12 protein-coding genes are annotated in these 17,933 nt (G+C 69.0%); 3 read left to right on the top strand and 9 right to left on the bottom strand.

The features are described from left to right. The first annotated feature begins 2 nt into the window (after nucleotides 1-2). Nucleotides 3-1,796 (top strand): hypothetical protein, encoded by a 1,794-nt coding sequence (locus tag RIB52_RS01780; protein WP_350172306.1) that lies wholly within the window; start codon nucleotides 3-5, stop codon nucleotides 1,794-1,796. Here RIB52_RS01780 and msrB read toward each other — a convergent pair. The 4 genes from msrB to RIB52_RS01760 form a co-directional block, all read right to left on the bottom strand. Continuing rightward, nucleotides 1,783-2,283, bottom strand: coding sequence for a peptide-methionine (R)-S-oxide reductase MsrB (msrB, locus tag RIB52_RS01775; RefSeq protein ID WP_350172304.1), 501 nt, complete (start codon nucleotides 2,281-2,283; stop codon nucleotides 1,783-1,785). The genes RIB52_RS01780 and msrB overlap by 14 nt on opposite strands. A gap of 90 nt (nucleotides 2,284-2,373) precedes the next feature. Next, a complete protein-coding gene (locus RIB52_RS01770) occupies nucleotides 2,374-3,711 on the bottom strand; it encodes a cytochrome P450 (RefSeq protein WP_350172302.1) in 1,338 nt (445 codons plus the stop codon). A gap of 118 nt (nucleotides 3,712-3,829) precedes the next feature. Continuing rightward, nucleotides 3,830-5,122, bottom strand: coding sequence for an ABC transporter permease (locus RIB52_RS01765; RefSeq protein ID WP_350172300.1), 1,293 nt, complete (start codon nucleotides 5,120-5,122; stop codon nucleotides 3,830-3,832). After that, nucleotides 5,119-6,129, bottom strand: a complete 1,011-nt coding sequence (locus RIB52_RS01760) for an ABC transporter ATP-binding protein (RefSeq protein WP_502879442.1) — start codon at nucleotides 6,127-6,129, stop codon at nucleotides 5,119-5,121. Before RIB52_RS01760 ends, RIB52_RS01765 begins: the two co-directional genes overlap by 4 nt. A 46-nt stretch (nucleotides 6,130-6,175) precedes the next feature. Here RIB52_RS01760 and queG point away from each other — a divergent pair, with 46 nt between their 5' ends. Then, a complete protein-coding gene (queG, locus tag RIB52_RS01755; protein ID WP_350172298.1) occupies nucleotides 6,176-7,294 on the top strand; it encodes a tRNA epoxyqueuosine(34) reductase QueG in 1,119 nt (372 codons plus the stop codon). Here queG and RIB52_RS01750 read toward each other — a convergent pair. The 5 genes from RIB52_RS01750 to RIB52_RS01730 all read right to left on the bottom strand — a co-directional run bounded on the left by RIB52_RS01750 (nucleotide 7,278) and on the right by RIB52_RS01730 (nucleotide 16,149). Continuing rightward, on the bottom strand, nucleotides 7,278-8,543 hold the full coding sequence (locus RIB52_RS01750) for an NAD(P)/FAD-dependent oxidoreductase (RefSeq protein ID WP_350172296.1): 1,266 nt from the start codon (nucleotides 8,541-8,543) through the stop codon (nucleotides 7,278-7,280). The genes queG and RIB52_RS01750 overlap by 17 nt on opposite strands. 52 nt (nucleotides 8,544-8,595) lie before the next feature. After that, nucleotides 8,596-13,365: an NAD-glutamate dehydrogenase gene (locus tag RIB52_RS01745; RefSeq protein WP_350172294.1), complete on the bottom strand. Its 4,770-nt coding sequence runs from the start codon at nucleotides 13,363-13,365 to the stop codon at nucleotides 8,596-8,598. Nucleotides 13,366-13,524: 159 nt separating this feature from the next. Beyond that, on the bottom strand, nucleotides 13,525-14,520 hold the full coding sequence (locus RIB52_RS01740; protein WP_350172292.1) for an LLM class flavin-dependent oxidoreductase: 996 nt from the start codon (nucleotides 14,518-14,520) through the stop codon (nucleotides 13,525-13,527). After that, a complete protein-coding gene (locus RIB52_RS01735; RefSeq protein WP_350172290.1) occupies nucleotides 14,517-15,380 on the bottom strand; it encodes a tetratricopeptide repeat protein in 864 nt (287 codons plus the stop codon). The genes RIB52_RS01740 and RIB52_RS01735 overlap by 4 nt, the downstream gene beginning before the upstream one ends. 37 nt (nucleotides 15,381-15,417) lie before the next feature. Then, a complete protein-coding gene (locus RIB52_RS01730; RefSeq protein WP_350172288.1) occupies nucleotides 15,418-16,149 on the bottom strand; it encodes an alpha/beta fold hydrolase in 732 nt (243 codons plus the stop codon). Nucleotides 16,150-16,251: 102 nt separating this feature from the next. Between RIB52_RS01730 and RIB52_RS01725 the strand changes: the two genes are divergently transcribed. After that, nucleotides 16,252-17,931 carry an alkaline phosphatase D family protein gene (locus RIB52_RS01725; RefSeq protein WP_350172287.1) on the top strand — a complete coding sequence of 560 codons (1,680 nt, stop codon included), beginning with the start codon at nucleotides 16,252-16,254 and terminating at the stop codon, nucleotides 17,929-17,931. The last annotated feature ends 2 nt before the right edge of the window (nucleotides 17,932-17,933 follow it).

Here is a 17,933-nt window from a genome sequence, read left to right as displayed (position 1 = left end):
CGATGCTGGCCGAACGCCGTTGCGGAGCCTTTCCCGCCGATCTCGTGATCCGGGTCGCGCTGGCGTGGCTGGTGGTCGCGGGGCTGCTCGTCGCGGTAAACTGGCAGGCGATCGGCGCGCGGCATTTCCCCGATCCCGACGATGCCATGCGGCTGGTGCAGGTGCGCGACGTGCTCGCCGGGCAGGGCTGGTTCGATCTCACCCAGTACCGGGTCGATGCGCCGGGCGGCGGGATCGCGATGCACTGGTCGCGGCTGGTCGACATCCCGCTGCTGGTCGTGATCGCGCTGCTATCCCCGCTGGTCGGAGCAGGCGCGGCCGAAGGGGCGGCGCTTGTGGTTGTGCCGCTCGTCACCCTGTTTGCCGCCATGCTGCTCGCGGCGCGCGTGGCGCACCGGCTGCTGGGTGAGGAGGAGACCCTGCTCACCGCGTTGCTGTTCGCGCTGTCGGTGCCGCTCGTGTTCCAGCTCTCGCCGCTGCGCATCGACCATCACGGCTGGCAGGTCGTCTGCGCGCTGTCGGCGGTCAATGCGCTGATGGCGCGCTCGGAAAGGCTCGGCGCTTTCGGCCTCGGGGCGGCGCTGGCGACATGGCTCGCGATCTCGATCGAGGGGCTGCCGCTCGCCGCGGCGATATTCGCCCTGCTCGCCCTGCGCTGGCTGCGCGATCGGTCCCAGCGCGTCTGGCTGGTCGGTGCGATCCAGTCGCTTGCTCTCACAAGCGCGGCGCTGTTCCTGGTAACGCGCGGGATCGGCGACCTGGCAATCCATTGCGATGCCCTCGGCCCGCTGCATGTCGCCATGTTCGGCTGGGGCGCGGCGGTGCTCACCCTCCTCGCCCGCAAGCAGCCCGCCCCGATCGCTCTGGTTCTGGCCGGATTCGCGCTCGCCGCAGGCGGCGCGCTCGCTCTCCTGCTGATGGTCGCCCCGCAATGCGCGAGCGGCGGGGGCTTTGCCGATATCGACCCGCTGGCGGCGCGGCACTGGCTCGACCACGTGAAAGAAGGCCGCCCGGTCTGGCACCAGTCGCTTGTCGATGCGATGCCTTTCGTCGTCGCGCCGCTGATCGCCCTGGTGGCAACGGTGCGGCTGGCGGCGCGGTCGGTCGACGCGATGCGGCGATTCTGGAGCGATTATGCGCTGATCCTCGGCGCGGCCTTGCTGGTCGCGCTGTTCGTTGCGCGGGCCGGGGCGGTCGCCTGCGCGCTCGCCGCGCCGCCGCTCGCCTGGCAGGTGAACCAGTGGCTGGGGGCCGCGCGGCGGATGGAAAGCCCGCTGCGGCGCATGGCGGCGATGGGAGCGATCGCGCTCGCATTGGTCCCGACCTTTCCGCTCACCCTGCTCGGCCCGGTCATGCCCGCCCAGGCCGCGCGCGGGGGTCAAGGGGCGCTTGCCGGGTCCCTGCGCCAGTCATCGTGCGACATCGCCGCCGCGCGTCCCGCGCTTGCCGCGCTCCCGAAGGGAGAGATCTACGCCCCGCTCGACATCGCGCCTGCCCTGCTGCTCGAAAGTCGCCACAGCGTCGTCGCCACCCCGCATCATCGCGGTGACGCGGCGATCCGTGCGGTAATCGAAACGGCGCTCGCCGAAGAGACGCAGGCGCGCCGACTGCTCGCCGCGCGCGGGAGCGATTATGTCGCGCTCTGCCCCGGCCTCGTCGAGCCGCGCCATTATGCGCATATCGCGAAAGACGGTTTCATGGCGCAGCTGCTCGCCGGGAATGCGCCCGACTGGCTCGAACCCGTAAAGCTGCCCGGGGGCACTTCGCTCCTGCTGTGGCGCGTCAGGCCGGCCTGAAATCGAGCGCCACGCCGTTGATGCAGTGCCGCTTGCCCGTCGGCCTCGGCCCGTCGCCGAAGATATGCCCCAGATGGCCGCCGCAATCGGCACAATGGACCTCGGTGCGCGGATAGCCGATCTTGTAGTCGGTCGACGTGCCCACCGCGGCTTTGTCGATCGGTTTGTAGAAGCTCGGCCAGCCCGTCCCGCTGTCATATTTGTGGGCCGAGGAATAGACCGGGTTGCCGCATCCCGCGCATACGAAGGTCCCCGTGCGCTTTTCGTCGTTGAGCGGCGAAGAATAGGCCCGCTCGGTCCCCGCCTCGCGCAGGATGTAATATTCGCCCTTTGTCAGGGCCTTGCGCCATTCGGCCGCGCTCTTGGAGACGGGGAAGTTTTCGCGCGCGCTCGCCGGGCCGGATCCGCAGGCGCCGAGCAGGGGCAGGGCGGCGACACCGGCGCAGGCGGCGGAGATGAAGGAGCGGCGGGAGGGAGCGTCAGTCATGGCGGGCCGTGATGTTGTTGCAGGATGGCTTCTCTCGCAACTACGCCACAGCCCACCTGAAGGTTTCATGACCGCGCCCGGGCGGACCTATCAGAATTCGGTGATCTCGACCTCGAGCTTGCGGAAGCCGTGGACGAAATTGGCCCGCACCCGCTCGACATCGCCCGCGACGTGGACCCGCATCCGGCGCGTGTGCATTTCCTCGAGCAGGATGCGCAATTGCATCTCGGCCAGCCGCGCGCCGACGCAGCGGTGGATGCCGTAGCCGAAGGCGATGTGCCGCCGCGCGTTCTCGCGCGTGATGTCGAGCTTGTGCGGATTTTCGAAGACGGTCTCGTCGCGGTTCGCGCCGAGATACCACAGCACCACCTTGTCGCCTTTCTTCACCGTCTGGCCGAAGACTTCGGTGTCTTGGGTAGCGGTGCGGCGCATATGGGCGAGCGGGGTGATGTAGCGCAGGCATTCCTGCACCGCATTGGGGATGAGGTCCGGGTTCTCCTCGAAAGCTTTCCGCTGGTCGGGGAACTGGTCGAAGGCATGGACGATCCCGCTCATCGTGTTGCGGGTGGTGTCGTTCCCGCCGACGATCAGCAGGACGAGGTTGCCCATGAATTCCTCGGGCCGCATCTGGTTCATCGCTTCGGAACGGATCATCATCGAAATGAGATCGTCGCCCGAAGGGTCCTGCGTGCGTTCCACCCAGAGCGACTGGAAATAGGCCGCCATTTCCTGCAGGATGCCCCAGCGGAATTCGTCGAGATCGCGCACGGTCGCCAGCTCGGTATCGCCCGACCAGTCGGACCAGAAGGTCAGGAGGCGGCGGTCCTCCCACGGGAATCCGAACAGGATCGCGAGCATGCCCGTCGTCAGCTCGATCGAGACTTTGTCGACCCAGTCGAAAGTTTCCCCGCGCGGCAGGCTGTCGAGCAGTTCGCCGGTGCGGCGGCGAATCTCGCCTTCCATGTCGGCCATGGCGGTGGGGGTGAATTTCGGAGCGACGGTGCGGCGCTGGCCGGTGTGCTGCGGGCGGTCCATCGCGATGAACATGGGCAGTTCGCGCCGCTCCATGCCGCTTTCGGCGAGTTCTTCGTCGCTCGGCCTTTCGAGGATGGTGATCCCGCCATGTTCCCAGCTCGACGAGAAGGTTTCGGGCAGGGCCTCGATATGCTGGATCGCCTTGTGATCGACCACCGCCCAATAGGGTCCATAGGGGCTTTCGGGGATGTAGTGCAGTGGGCCCGCATCCTGCATTTCCTTGAAGATCGGCTGCCAGCGGTCCTCGAAATAGATGTCGGAGCGCGACACGTCCCATTTGTGCGGGTGGCTCAGGCGCTCGTCCGGGTGCTTGGCGTAATGCTCTTTCAGCGCCTCGTAGGCGGTGGGCGAACGGCGGACCTGCGGGCGTTGGGGCGGTGCGATGGTGGCCATGGCTCTCTCTCCTTGCGGGGAGCGGCCGTGCGTTGTCGCATCTGGGGGATCCGCTCCCGGTCGGATGCCATCCTGCCCTAACTGACAGCACTGTCAATAGTGCGTTTCGTTGTGCTACCTATTCCGCCGGCTCGGCGACCGGTTCCGGCGAGCGCCGCGGGAACAGGCGGCGGCGTGTGCCCCGCCCGGCGCCGCCCGATTTCATGACCCGCTTGCGGAACAGCATCGAGCCCGCCTTGACCAGCGCCAGCACGCACAGGCCCTGCCAGGCGAGCGCGACGGCATGGACCCACAACTGCCCGTCGAGCGCGGCGCGCGCCAGCATGGCGAAGGGCGAGGAGAGCGGGAAGACGAGCGCCGCGATCTCGAGGCCTGAGCCGGGCTGGGTGATCGTGTAGGCGGCGAGGAAGAACACCATCAGCTGCATCATCGTCACCGGCATGGACAGCGTCTGCACCTCGCGCACCGTATTCGCCATCGCCCCGATGGTCAGGAACAGCGCGCCGAGCAGGAGGTAGGCCATCGCAAAATAGGCGATCCCCAGCGCGGCGAAGAGCGCCCAGCCGACGGCGGGCGCGGGCAGGTCCGAGGGGTCGCTGCCCATCGCGGCGGTGACGGCATCCCCGCCAAGACTCCACAACCCCCAGCCCACCATGCCCCACACCGAAATCCCGACGAAGGAGACACCCAGCATGGCGAACAGCTTGCCCATGAACACCGCGTCCATCGGGATCGCGGCGGCGAGGATCTCGATGATCTTGTTCGCCTTTTCCTCGACCAGGTTCGACAGCACCATTCCGGCGAGCAGCATGGTGAGGAGGAACAGCAGCATCTGCGCGGCCTGCGCGGTGCGGATGCGGTTGGAACGCTCGGACGCACCGCTGGTGGCGACGAGTTCGGGACGCACTTCGGGGAAGGCGGTGGGCGCGGTGTCGCTGGCGCTCGCGGCGATCAGGCCGACCGGGCCCTGCCAGCGCCGGGCCTGCGACTCGGTGCCGACGAGGCGCGGCGCCCGAGGCGTGCCCGCGAGGATCGCGGCGTAATTCGCCCGGCGCGCTTCAAGGAAGGCGCGGGGGTCGAAACCCGGCTCGCGCGCTTCGGGTACTATTGCGAGTTCGGGCAATGCGCGGCCCAGCTGCGGGCGCAGGTCCTCGCGTGCCGCCAGCATTGCCGCATTGTCCTGCGCGCTCATCGCGAGGCCGATCTCGACGCTCACCGCCTCGCGCTGGACGGTGCTGCCGATGCTCCCGGCGAGCCCGCCGACGATCACCGGGAAGAGCGGACCCAGCAGGAAGAACAGGAAGGCGCGGCTGAACAGCACCGCCAGAAAATCGCGCCGGGCGACGACCCATGCGGCCTCGAGGCTGGAGAGGCGCGATTTCGCGTTCATGTCGGGCGTGGCGAGATTCATCGCGCGGCTCCCTCCCCGGCCATATCATTGTCGGCGGCCAGCTGGCGCGCGGCGGCCTCGCCCGCGATCTGTACGAAGGCATCGTGCAGCCCGGCGCGCTCGATCGACAGCGAAAGGATGCCCGCCTCGCCCTCGATCAGGCGGCGCAGCAGCGGCTCGATCCCGCTTTCGGGCAGCGGGAATTGGAAGAAATCGCCCACCCGGCGGGTTTCGGCGGGGAGCGCCTCCATCCATGCGCCTTGCCGCGCGCGGGTTTCCAGCCGGACCTGCGCCGGGATGCGGTCGCGCGCCGCCTCGACGCTGCCGGCATAGGGCACGCGGCCCCCGGCAATGATCGCGACACCTTCGCATAAACGCTCGGCATGGTGAATCACGTGGGTCGAAAAGATCACCGTGACACCGTCATCGGCAAGGCTGCGAATCAGCCCTTCGAGCTTGCCCTGGTTGATTGCGTCGAGCCCGGAAAACGGCTCGTCCAGCACGACGAGGCGCGGGCGGTGGACCAGCGTGCCGAGCAATTGCACCGTCTGCGCCATGCCCTTGGAGAGCTGGCGGATCGTGCGGTCGGCAGCGTGCGCGAGGTCGTGGCGTTCGAGCAGTAGGGTCGCTCGCCTGCGCCCCTCGGCCAGAGGGAGCCCGCGCAGCGCGCCCATGAAGGCGATCGCCTCCACCGCCTTCATCGCCGGGTAAAGGCCGCGTTCCTCGGGCAGATAGCCGATCAGCCGGCCGATGTCGTGCGGACGGTCGTGCCCGAACACACGGCGCAGGCCTTCGTCCGGGTCGATGATGCCGAGCAGCATGCGAAGCGTCGTGGTCTTGCCCGCGCCGTTCGGGCCGAGCACGCCGTAAATCGCGCCTTCGGGCACGGAAAGGTCCACCCCGTCGACCGCACGCGTGCCATCGAAGCTCTTGACCAGGCCGCGCGCCTCTATCGCGAGGGGCCGTGTCTCCCGCGCGGCCATCGCATGTTTGCCCGCCGCGCCCAGTTCGCCTACCGCCATATCCATAAGGGGGAGAGTTAACGCGCGAGACTAAACGGGAGTAACCCCAAACATGGTTAATGCGCCGCTAAGCACGTCCGCGCAGGCTCCGCTGGAGGAGCGCATTGCGGCGCGGGCGCGCGAGCTGGGCTTTGTCGCCTGCGGTTTCGCCAGCGCCCGGGAGGACCCGGTGCGCAGTCGGCGGCTCGAACAATGGCTCGGCGAAGGCCATCACGGCACGATGGAATGGATGACGGCGCGCCTGCACCACCGCCGCTCGCCGCAGGGGCTGTGGCCCGAGGCGAAGAGCGTGATCGCGCTGGGCATGAGCTATGCCCCGGTGAACGATCCCTTCGCGCTGGAGCACGTGAGCGACCATGCGCGCATCTCGGTCTACGCGCAGGGCAAGGACTATCACGATGTCGTGAAAAAGCGGCTCAAGGCGCTCGCCCGCTGGCTGGTGGCCGAGGAAGAGGGGTGCGAGGTCAAGGTCTTCGTCGACACGGCGCCCGTCATGGAAAAGCCGCTGGGCGAAGCGGCAGGGATCGGCTGGCAGGGCAAGCACACCAATCTCGTCAGCCGCGAACACGGCAGCTGGCTGTTCCTCGGCGCGATCTACACGACATTGGACCTCGCCCCCGCCGATCCGCACCGCGACCAGTGCGGAAGCTGCCGCGCCTGTCTCGACGTGTGCCCGACCGACGCCTTCCCCGCGCCCTACCGGCTCGATGCGCGGCGCTGCATTTCCTACCTCACGATCGAGCACAAGGGGCCGGTGCCCGAGGCCCTGCGCGCAGGGCTGGGCAACCGGATATACGGCTGCGACGATTGCCTTGCCGTGTGCCCGTGGAACAAGTTCGCTTCGCAAGCTTCGGCGATGAAGGAATTCCTCCCCCGCCCCGAACTGGTCGCGCCGCGCCTTGCCGAATTGCTGGCGCTCGACGATGCGGGTTTCCGGGCGCTGTTTTCCGGCTCTCCGATCAAGCGGATCGGGCGGGATCGTTTCGTCAGGAACTGTCTCTATGCCGCCGGGAACAGTGGGAATGCGGCGCTTGCGGGCCCGTGCGAGGCGCTGAGGCACGATCCCGACCCCGTTGTCGCAGAAGCTGCCGAATGGGCGCTGGCACGGCTCGATTCCCCCTCTCCCGGGGGTGGGGCCCACGCAGCGGGGGCTGCTAAATCAACTCCTTGAGCGGCATCTCGGGGTCGGCCAGCAGGTCGCGGTCGACCCGCTCGATGCCCTTCTCCAGCAGCTTCCGGCCGGCCACGTAATCCTTCATCGTGTTCACGCAGTCAAAGGCGATCGGCTTGCCTTCTTTCAGGTAGACCACCGTGAACTTACGGCTGTCCGGATCTCCGCGCAGGACGGTTTCGTCATGGCCGAGGCTGAGCCCGGCGGTCTGCAATTTGAGATCGTACTGGTTCGACCAGAACCACGGCAGCGCGCCATAGGGCTGCTTGTCGCCCATGATCGCCTTCGCCACGGTCGTGCCCATGTCGTGCGCGTTCTGGACCGATTCGAGCCGGATCACCGCGCTGTCGGCATAGGGGTTGGCATGCGCCGCGCAGTCGCCGATGGCGTAGATGTCGTCCAGCGTGGTGCGGCAGCAGAAATCGACATCCACGCCGTTCGATCCCGCCGCCCCGGCCGCGATGAGCGGGGCGACGGCGGGGACGATACCGATGCCGACGACCACCATGTCGCACTCCACCACCTCGCCCGAGGACAGCTGCACCCCGGTGACATGGCCCGCTTCCTCGCCGAGGATTTCGTTCACCCCCGTCTCGAGCCGCACGTCGACGCCCTGCCTGCGGTGTTCCTCGGCATAGAAGCGCGACAATTCCTCTCCGGCGACCCGCGCGAGCAGGCGTTTCTGCATCTCGACCAGCGTCACCTCGCAGCCGAGCTTGCGCAGCACGGCGGCCGCCTCCAGCCCGATATAGCCGCCGCCGATCACGACCGCGCGTTTCGGACCCGATGCGAGCGTTTCCATCATCGCGTCGGCATCGCGCTTGTCGCGGACATAGAAAACGCCTTTCAATCCCGCGCCCGGGCAGGGCAGCCGACGCGGATCGCCCCCGCCCGACCAGATCAGCTTGCGATAGCCGACCGTGCTGCCGTCCGAGAGCGTGACCTGGTGGCGCATGGGATCGATCGCGGTGACGCCGCGGCCCAATGCGAGCTCGATCCCCTTGTCGGCCCAGAATTTTTCCGGTCGGATCATGATCCGCTCGAAGCCCTTTTCCCCGGCGAGATATTCCTTCGACAGGGGCGGGCGTTCATAGGGCGGCGAAGTGTCGCGCCCGATCATCAGGATCGAGCCCTCATGGCCCTGCTGGCGCAGCGCGATCGCGACCTGCGCGCCGCCATGCCCGGTGCCGACGATCACCACGTCGGCGCTATCGGGGACATGGTTCGATGTCGTTTCCTCTCCAGCCATGGCGCGATGCGTTCCGCGAAAGCGCGGCCTGCGTCAAGCCTTGCCGCCGCCGTCAGGGATCGAGCAGGTTGCGCGCCTGGCTCGCGATCTGGGCGAGGATCGCGGGGGAAACCGGCGGGTGCGCCTGCGCCCGTTCGACCACGGAGCGGAAGCGTCGGATCGCGGCGGTGTTCTCCCCGGCCCAGCTGTCCACCGCGGCGGCGATTTCCGCGCCCTTGCGGCGCACGAGGCGGCGCAGGAAATCGAGCCGCATCTGCTGGAAATCGCGCGCGAGCCCGGCGACGAGCAGGCGCTCCCACACGTCCGAAGGCTCCATCAGGGCCGCCGTGCCCTGCGCCCAGTCGAGCCCCAGCTTCATGCCGAGCGCGGTGAAGGCCCCGGTCAGGTCGAGCACCGGCACCCCGGTCGTGCGCGACAGCCGGGCAAGGCCGACAGCGCCGTCTAGCTCGAACAGGTGGACCACCCGCGCGGCGAGGTCGGCGGGCGTTCCGGCCCCTTCCAGTTCGGCGCGCATCCTCTCGGAGCGCTGGCGCGATTCGCCCACCAATACCGCGCCGGTCGACTGCGCCAGTTCGCCAATCCCCGGCGCAAGTTCATCGGCCAGCGCGCTCGCCGCTTGCCGCGAGACGCCCGCGCGCAGCAGGTCGGCCATCTGGGCGCGCAGGGCATGGGCGGTGCGATCGAACAGCATCAGCCGCGTCGCCTCGCCGACCTCGGCGGTGTCGAGCGCGTCCCACAGCGCGGTGCAATCGAACAGCATGTCGAGCGCGACGAAGGCCTTGGCGATCGCGGCGAGCGATGCGCCCTCCTCCTCGGCCAGTTCGAAGGCGACGAGCAGGCCGAGCCGATTGACCATGCGGTTGGCGATTTCGGTCGCGATCAGTTCGCGGCGCAGGCGGTGGCTGCGGATCTCGTCGGCGAAACGCTCCTGCATCGCCTGCGGGAACATGCCCAGCAGCATGTCCTCGAGCGCGGGATCGTCGGGCAGGTCGCTCGCCTCGATCGCGTCCTGCAGCGCCAGCTTGGTCGAGGACAGCAGCACGGCCAGTTCGGGGCGGGTAAGGCCGCGGCCCTCGCCCGTTTCGACATTGGCGCGGCGCACCAGCGTTTCGCCGTCGGCCAGGCCCTGCGTGCGGCGGTCGAAATCGCCGATTTCCTCAAGCCGCTCGATCAGGCGGACATAGGAGGCGCTCTGGCCCGGACCCGTCGCCTCGGCAACCGACAGGGCAAGCGCCTGGAGCCGGTTGTCCTCGAGCACGTTGGCGGCGACGTCCTCGGTCATCTCGACCAGCAGGGCGTTGCGCTCTTCACGCGCGAGGCGGCCCGATTTCATCGCCGCGGCGAGCGCGATCTTGATGTTGACCTCGTTGTCCGAGCAATCGACCCCGGCCGAATTGTCGATGAAATCGGTGTTGATGCGCCCGCCCGCCCCGTCTGCCCCCTGCAGCGCGAATTCGATCCGGCCGGCCTGGGTCACGCCGAGATTGGCGCCTTCGCCGATGACCTTCGCGCGCACCTCGCGCCCGTCGACGCGCAGCGCGTCGTTCGCCGGGTCGCCGACCGTGATGTGGTTTTCGCGCGCGCCCTTGATGTAGGTGCCGATCCCGCCGAACCAGATGAGATCGACCTCGGCCCTGAGAATCGCGGAAATGAGGGCATCGGGCTCGATCTCGTTCGTCTCCAGCCCCAGCATCGCCCGCACCTCGTCCGAGATCGCGATCCGCTTCATGTCGCGCGGGAACACCCCGCCGCCCCTGGAAATCAGCGAGCTGTCATAATCCTCCCAGCTTGATCGAGGCAGCTCGAAGAGCCGCTTGCGTTCGGCCCAGCTTGCCGCCGGGTCGGGATCGGGGTCGAGGAAGATGTGGCGGTGGTCGAAGGCGGCGACCAGCTTGATCGCCTTCGACAGCAACATGCCGTTGCCGAACACGTCGCCCGACATGTCGCCGCAGCCCGCGACGCGCACGCTCTCGCTCTGCACGTCGATCCCCATTTCGAGGAAGTGGCGCTGCACGCTGACCCAGCCGCCGCGCGCGGTGATGCCCATCGCCTTATGGTCGTAGCCGTTCGACCCGCCGCTGGCGAAAGCGTCGTCGAGCCAGAAATCGCGCCCCTGCGCGATGGCGTTGGCGACATCGGAAAAGCGCGCCGTGCCCTTGTCGGCGGCGACGACGAAATAGGGATCGTCGCCGTCGGTCACGACCACCTCGGCCGGATGGACGACCTCGTCCTCCGCGATATTGTCGGTGACCGACAGCAGGGTGCGGATGAAGACCTCGTAGCTCGCCTGCCCCTCGGCCGCCCAGCCCTCGCGATCGAGCGCGGGGGAAGGCAATTGCTTGGGATAGAACCCGCCCTTGGCCCCGGTGGGAACGATCACGGCGTTCTTGACTGTCTGCGCCTTCATCAGTCCGAGGATCTCGGTGCGGAAATCGTCGCGCCGGTCGGACCAGCGCAGCCCCCCGCGCGCCACGGGTCCGGAGCGCAGGTGGATGCCTTCGACGCGGGCGGAATAGACGAACACCTCGCGCCACGGCAGCGGCTTGGGCAGGTTCGGGACGAGGCTCGAATCGATCTTGAAGGCGAGCGCCTCGTCGGCCGCCGGGGCGAAGGCGTTGGTGCGCAGGCATGCATCGATCACCGCGCGATAGAGCCTGAGCAGGCGGTCGTCATTGATCGCCGCCACTTTCGCAAGACCCGCCGTGTAGGCGCTCTCGGCGGCCTTGCAGGCTTCCGCGCGATTGCCTTTGAAGGCGGGATCGTGGCGGGCGAGGAACAGGTCGATCATGGCGCGCGTCACGTCCGGCGCGGCTTCCAGCGCATCGACCACGGTGTAGATGGTGAAGCCCATGCCGGTCTGGCGCAGGTAGCGATAGATCGCGCGCAGCCAGTTCGCCTCGCGCGCGGCCAGCGCCGTGCCCATCACCAGCCGGTTGAAGGCATCGTCCTCGGCCCCGCCATTGAGCACTTCGGCGATCGCGCTCTCGATCGCGTCGCACCGCGCGAGCAGGCCGTCGGCATCGGTGCCTTCGGGCAGGTCGAGCGTGAAATCGTGGATCGTGCCGAGTGCCCCGCCCGCCAGCATGGTCGGGATCTCGGTCACTACGCGGAAGCCGAAATTCTCCAGCGCCGGAACCGCGTCCGAGAGCGCCAACAGGCCGCGCGTGTAATAGATCTTGAGCCGCAGGCTTCCCGGCAGGTCGGTGTCGAGCCGGTAGAGCCGCACGTCGCGCGGCGGGTCCCCGTCGACCTCTTGCCGGGCTGCGAGCGCGCGCAGGCGGGCGATGTCGCGCGCGGCCTCGGCCGGGCCGTAATCGCTGCGATAGCCGGGCGGGAAGGCGGGGGCATAGCGCGCGGCGATGGCGGTCGCGCGGCCCGGTTCGTCGCCTTCGGCGAGATGCGTTTCGACCGCCTCGCCCCAGCCGCGCAGCAGGTCTTCGAGATCGGCCTCGATCGCGGCGGCATCGGGCGGATTGCGACTCGCGCGGGTGTCGAGCAGGAATTGCAGCAGGGCCAGGTCGCTGCCCTCGATCTCCAGGCTCCAGTCGAGCAGCGCGGTCCCCGGCTCCTGCGTCAGCAGCGCCTCGATGCGCAGGCGCACATCGGTCGAGATCGTGTCGCGCGGGAGCCACACGAAGGCGAAGACATGCCGGGCGAGCGGCGAAGGGACCAGCACCAGGCGCGGGCGCGGGCGGTCCATCAGGCTCATCATCGCCGTGGTCAGACGGGCGATGTCATCCTGGCGGAAGGCGATCAGCAGGTCGTGCGGCAGGGTGGTGAAGGCGTGGACCAGCGATTTGCCCGCGTGGCCCGAGCGATCGAACCCGAGCGCGTCCGCCACCCGGGCGAGCGAGGCGCGCAGGATGGGCACGTCCTGCGGCGGCGAGGCGAGCGCGGCGCTGGTCCATACGCCCGCATGGATCGAGAGCGCGGCGATGGTCCCGTTCGCATCGCGCCGGGGCACGATGAACAGGTCGAGCGGGACGCGGCGATGGACATTGGACAGCCGGTTGGCCTTGATGACGAGAAGCGAGCGCGGTTCGCCCCCTCCTCCGTCGCCGCCTTCATCCGCCTCGTCGAACCAGGCGAAGGCACGCTCATAGGAGACATCGGCGAGGATTTCGCGCGCGCTCGCCCGGCAGATGCCGAGGGCCTCGTCCTCGCTCCCGTCGCGGCGGCGAAGGAGATGGCCGAGCTGGGTCAGCATGCCGTTGTTGAGCCAGTGCAGGAGGTCGACCGCTTCCTCGTGACCGGGTCCCGAGCCGGTTTCGCCGCCCGCGATGCGGTCGGCATCGGCGCGCATCGCATCCTGCATTGCGCCCCAGTCGGCGACCGCCGCGCGCACATCGCCGAGCGTGCGGCGCAGTTCGGCGAGGAGGTCGCGGCGGTGGCGCGCATCGACGCGCGGGGTCTCGATATAGACGAAACTTTCCTTGCGCCCTCCCTCAGCCCCGCCGAACCCGGTGAGGTCGCCCGAGGCATCGCGCGTCACCGGGATGACCGGGTGGACCAGCCGGTCGATGCTCACGCCCTGCGCGGTCAGGGTGGCGGCGATCGAATCGACGAGGAAGGGCATGTCGTCGTTGACCAGCGCGATCCGCAACCGGCGGCGGCCATTGGTGGCGGATTCGATCGCCATCGCCGCGCGTTCGGGTTCGCGGTGGGCGGCGGCGGTGAGCAGGAAGGCGGCGGCCTCGGCGAGATCCTCGCCTTCGAGCGGGGTGTCGCCCGGCAGGATCGCTGCGCCGAGCCGCTCGGCGAGGATCTGCACGAGATCGGACGGGGCGGATCCGGACAGGCTCCGGGCGGGGGAATTGGACACGTCAGCTGCTCCTGCACCCGGTTCCGGCCACCCGGTCGCGTCCCTATTGCGACGCAATATTATTATGCCGGACTGTTGTTATCGTGCCCGTCTCGATACAGGCTTTCGCGCCGGGCGCGCAAGCACGATTGCTCCCGGCAGGGCGCGTTCTGTCCCGGCTCAGGCGGCATCCACCGTTTCGAGCGCTTCCATCGTCAGCTCGAGCGAGGCCAGGCGCGCTTCCGGCTCATAGGTCGCGCCGCACAGCATGATCTCGTCGGCGCGGGTGCGGGCGATAAAGGCCTGGATTCCCTCGCGCACCTCGCGCGGGGTTCCGACCGCGGCGGCCTGCCCGATATGATCGAGCATGGCGCGCGCCGGGGCGGGGAGGGTGTCGGTGTAATTCTCGACCGGCGGCGGGAGCCTGCCGGGATTGCCGGTGCGCAGCCGCACGAAGCTCTGCTGCTGGGAAGAGGCGAGGAGGCGCGCCTCGCTGCTGCTGGACGCGCAGAAGACGTTCATCGCGACCATCACATGCGGTCTCTCGAGCGCCTCGGAAGGCTGGAAGTCGCGGCGGTAGAGCTCGAGCGCGGCGTCGAGGTGGTCGGGCGCGAAATGCGCGGCGAAGGCATAGGGCAGGCCGAGCTTCGCGGCTAGCCCTGCGCCGAAGAGGCTGGAGCCGAGCATCCACAGCTCGACCTTGGCGCCGAGGCCCGGCGTGGCGGCGATCGGCAGTTCGACATCGCCCGTCAACAGCGCGCGCAATTCGAGCACGTCCTGCGGGAAATGCTCGGCAGCCTGGTGGAGGTTCTTGCGCAGGGCGCGCTGCAATTCCGGCCCCGCCCCCGGCGCGCGGCCGAGGCCGAGGTCCACGCGGCCCGGGAAGAGCGCGTCCAATGTGCCGAACTGTTCGGCGATCTGGAACGGGGTGTGATTGGGCAGCATGATCCCGCCCGAACCGATGCGGATGGTGCTGGTCGCATTGCCGATATGGGCGAGCACGACCGAGGTCGCCCCGCCCGCAATTCCCTCCATCGCGTGATGTTCGGCGACCCAGAATCGCTTGCACCCCGCTCGCTCGGCGGCGCGGGCGAGGTCGGTGGCGGCGGCGAAGGCCTCGGGCAGGGTCCCGCCTTCGCGGACGGGCACGAGGTCGAGGACGGAAAATCGGGTCATGGTTGCGGCTCCTCTCCCGACCCATTGTCCACTTCCGGCGCGAGCTGCGCAAGGTAATCGCGCGCGGTCTGCGCGGCGAGGCTGTCGGGCTGGGTGGCGATGACCGATTCCCAGCTTTCGCGCGCCGCCCGTTCGCGGCCCGAAAGCACCGCGATCACCCCCGCCTCGAGCCCGACCGCGCCGTCCATCGGGGCGTGTTCGACCGCCCGCTCGATCGCGTCCTGCGCTTCGCCGAGCCGGTCCATGCGCCGCAGCAGGGTCGCCTCGAGCAGCCACGCCTCGCCGCTTGTCGGCGCGAGCCGGGTCGCGCTGCGCAGCGCGGCGAGCGCTTCGTCGCCCCGCTCGAGCGCCACGAGGGCGCGGCCCCGGTCGAGCGCGGCGAGCGCTTCGAGGCTGGCGGAGGACGCCGCCCGCGCAGCGCGTTCGGCGGCGGCGAGCAGCAGCACCGCGCCTTCCGGGTCGCCGCCGGCCAACGCCGCATTGCCCGCCATCGCCCCGAAGCGCGCGCGGGTTCGCGCCTCGTCCGCCGGGGTCCCGTCGCGCGCGGCGAGGAAGGCGGCGCGGGCATCGTCCCACAGGCCCAGCTCGGTCGCCGCAAGGCCGAGGCAGTGATTGGCGATCACGCGCTCCTCGCCCGCCACCGCGTCGCGGCGGATCTGCGCCTGCGCGTGCGCGCGCGCCGGGTCGGAGGCGACCTGTTCGAGGCATCCCTTGAGCCATTCGCTGACCGGATCGAGCGGCACCTCGACGGACGTTTCCGGGCGCGGCGGGCGGTTGACGAGTTCCTGGGGCTCGCCCGCGATCCCGCCCGCCTGCGGGTTGGGGCCGACTTGCAGCAGGAGGGCGATAAGCAGGGACATGGGAAGGCTCACAAGACAGGGGCGGACGCAGGAACGGTCAGAGCAGGGCGGCGACGGTCCGCCGCAGCAGCGCGAGATCGGATTCGCGGCTGAGGCGATGGTCGCCGTGCTTTACCAGCGTCACCTGTATGTCGTCCGAACGCAGCGCCTCGGCGAGCCTGAGGCTAACCTCCCAGGGCACGTCCGCATCGTCCTGCCCGTGAAGCAGGCGCACGGGGCAGTCGATCGCGATCTCCCGGCCCAGCCGCATGTGGTGTTCGGCATCGGCGTAAAAGCCCGGATGGGTCGGCGTCGGCTCGGGGCCATAGGGATTGTCCTCGTAGACGATCTCGCCCGCGGCAAGCCGCGCACGCTGCTGTTCGCAATAGCCCCAGCGGGTGAAATCGGGCGCGGCCGCGATGCCGACCATTCCGGCGAGCCTTGCGCCCAGCGCCTCGCCCACCAGCAGCATCAGCCAGCCGCCCATGGACGAGCCGACAAGCAGGACAGGAGCGCTCACATACGCCGCCACCAGGGCCAGCACCTCGTCCCGCCAGCGCGACAGCGTGCCCTCGGCGAAAATGCCCGAACTTTTGCCGCAGCCCGAATAATCGAGCAGCAGCGCCGCGCGGCCCTCTTCGCGGGCGTGGTCGAACAGCGCGGTCGCCTTGCTCCCGGCCATGTCGGACATGTAGCCGGGCAGGAAGACGAGGCAGGGTCCGTTTCCCTCGGCGAGGCGGAAGGCGATGCGGCGGCCGTCGCCCATGTCGTGAAATCGAATGTCGTTCATGGGCTGCGACCATGCCCGTCCGGAACCCGGACACGCAAGCCCTCGCGCGGATGAGCGCGCTTGTCACAGCTTCGACACCAAGCGCGATTATCGGCCGTCCGCATGATCAAGAACAAACCGGCCGCCCCGGCCCCCGAAGCCGCCGCCCCTTCCGCCATCTCCACCGTCTCGCGCCGCGGCCTGTTCGCGCTGGCGGGAGCGGCCTCCGCGCTCGCCGCGACGCCTGCGGGCGCGCGCACATGGGGCAGCGGCTTCACCCACGGCGTCGCCAGCGGCGAGCCGCAGGGGACAAGCGTGCTGTTATGGACCCGCTTCGTCGCCGACGCGGAAACCGAGCTCGACTGGGAAGTGAGCGACAGCGCCGATTTCGCCCGCATCGCGTCCGCCGGCAAGGTCACGGCCTCGCCGAACCGCGACTGGTGCGCCAAGGCGATTGCGAACGGGCTCGAGCCGGATCGCTGGTATTTTTACCGCTTCACCGCGCCGGGCGGGGCGACCAGCGACATCGGTCGCACCCGCACGCTGCCGCAGGGGCCGACGCGGACATTCCGCCTCGCGGTGTTTTCCTGTTCCAATTTCGGTTTCGGCTGGTTCAATTCCTATGCCCATGCCGTCGAAGCGAACGATTGCGACCTTGCGGTGCATCTGGGCGACTACATCTACGAATATGGCAAGGGCACCTATCCCTCGGGCGCGCAGATGCATGCCGACCGGGCGCTCGCCCCCGACAGCGAGATCGTGACGCTGGCCGATTACCGCACCCGTTATGCGACTTATCGCGCCGATCCGGACCTGCGCCGCCTGCACCAGTCGCTGCCCATGATCGCCGTGTGGGACGACCACGAAAGCGCCAATGACAGCTGGAAGAACGGTGCCGAGAATCACCAGCCGGAGAGCGAAGGCCCGTGGGAAGCGCGCAAGGCGATCGCCAAGCGGGTCTATCGCGAATGGATGCCGGTGTCCGACGAGCCCTATGCCGCCTACGATATCGGCGACCTCGCGACGATCTTCCGCCTCGACACGCGGCTCGAAGGGCGCGACGAACAGCTCGATCTCGGCAAGGTGCTCGAAGGCGTGAGCGACCCCGAAGCCGCGATGCGCGCAATGGTCGCCTTCCGCGACGGCGACTGGTCGGATCCGCAGCGCCATCTGCTGGGCGCGACGCAGGAGCAATGGCTCGCCGAAGGCCTGGCCGCCTCCACCGCGCGCGGTGCCAAATGGCAGGTGCTCGCCCAGCAGGTGCTGATGGGCAACCTGAAAAGCCCCGCCGCGCTCACCGCGCAGATCGAGGGCAGCCTGCCCGATTTCGTCCGCCAGCGGCTCGCCGCCGCCGCCATGGCAAGCGAAGCGGGCCTGCCGCTCAACATGGATGCATGGGATGGCTATCCCGCCGCGCGCGAACGGGTGTTCACCGCCGCTCTCGAGGCCGATGCCAACCTGCTGGTGCTTGCGGGCGACACGCACAATGCCTGGGCGTTCGATCTCGATCATGCGGGCGCGAAGGTCGGCGTCGAAGTCGGCGTGCAGGGCACGACCTCGCCCGGTTTCGAAAGCTATCTCTCCTTCGTGAAACCCGGCGACCTTGCCGGCGCGCTGGTGGCCGAGAACGCGCAATTGCAATGGGCCGACACCTCGCAGCGCGGCTATATGGCGGTCGAACTGACCCCGGCGCGCGCGACCACCGAATTCCGCTTCGTCGACACCATCAAGACGCGCTCGACCCGCCTTGCGGGCACGAAGCGGGTGACGAGCGAGGCGGGCGCGCGAGTGCTCGAGGCTTAGGT

It is taken from the genome of Erythrobacter sp. (assembly GCF_040217515.1).
Classification (GTDB): Bacteria; Pseudomonadota; Alphaproteobacteria; order Sphingomonadales; family Sphingomonadaceae; genus Erythrobacter.
The sequence above is the reverse complement of the archived record's forward strand: the minus strand, read 5'-3'. Positions and strand labels throughout refer to the sequence as shown.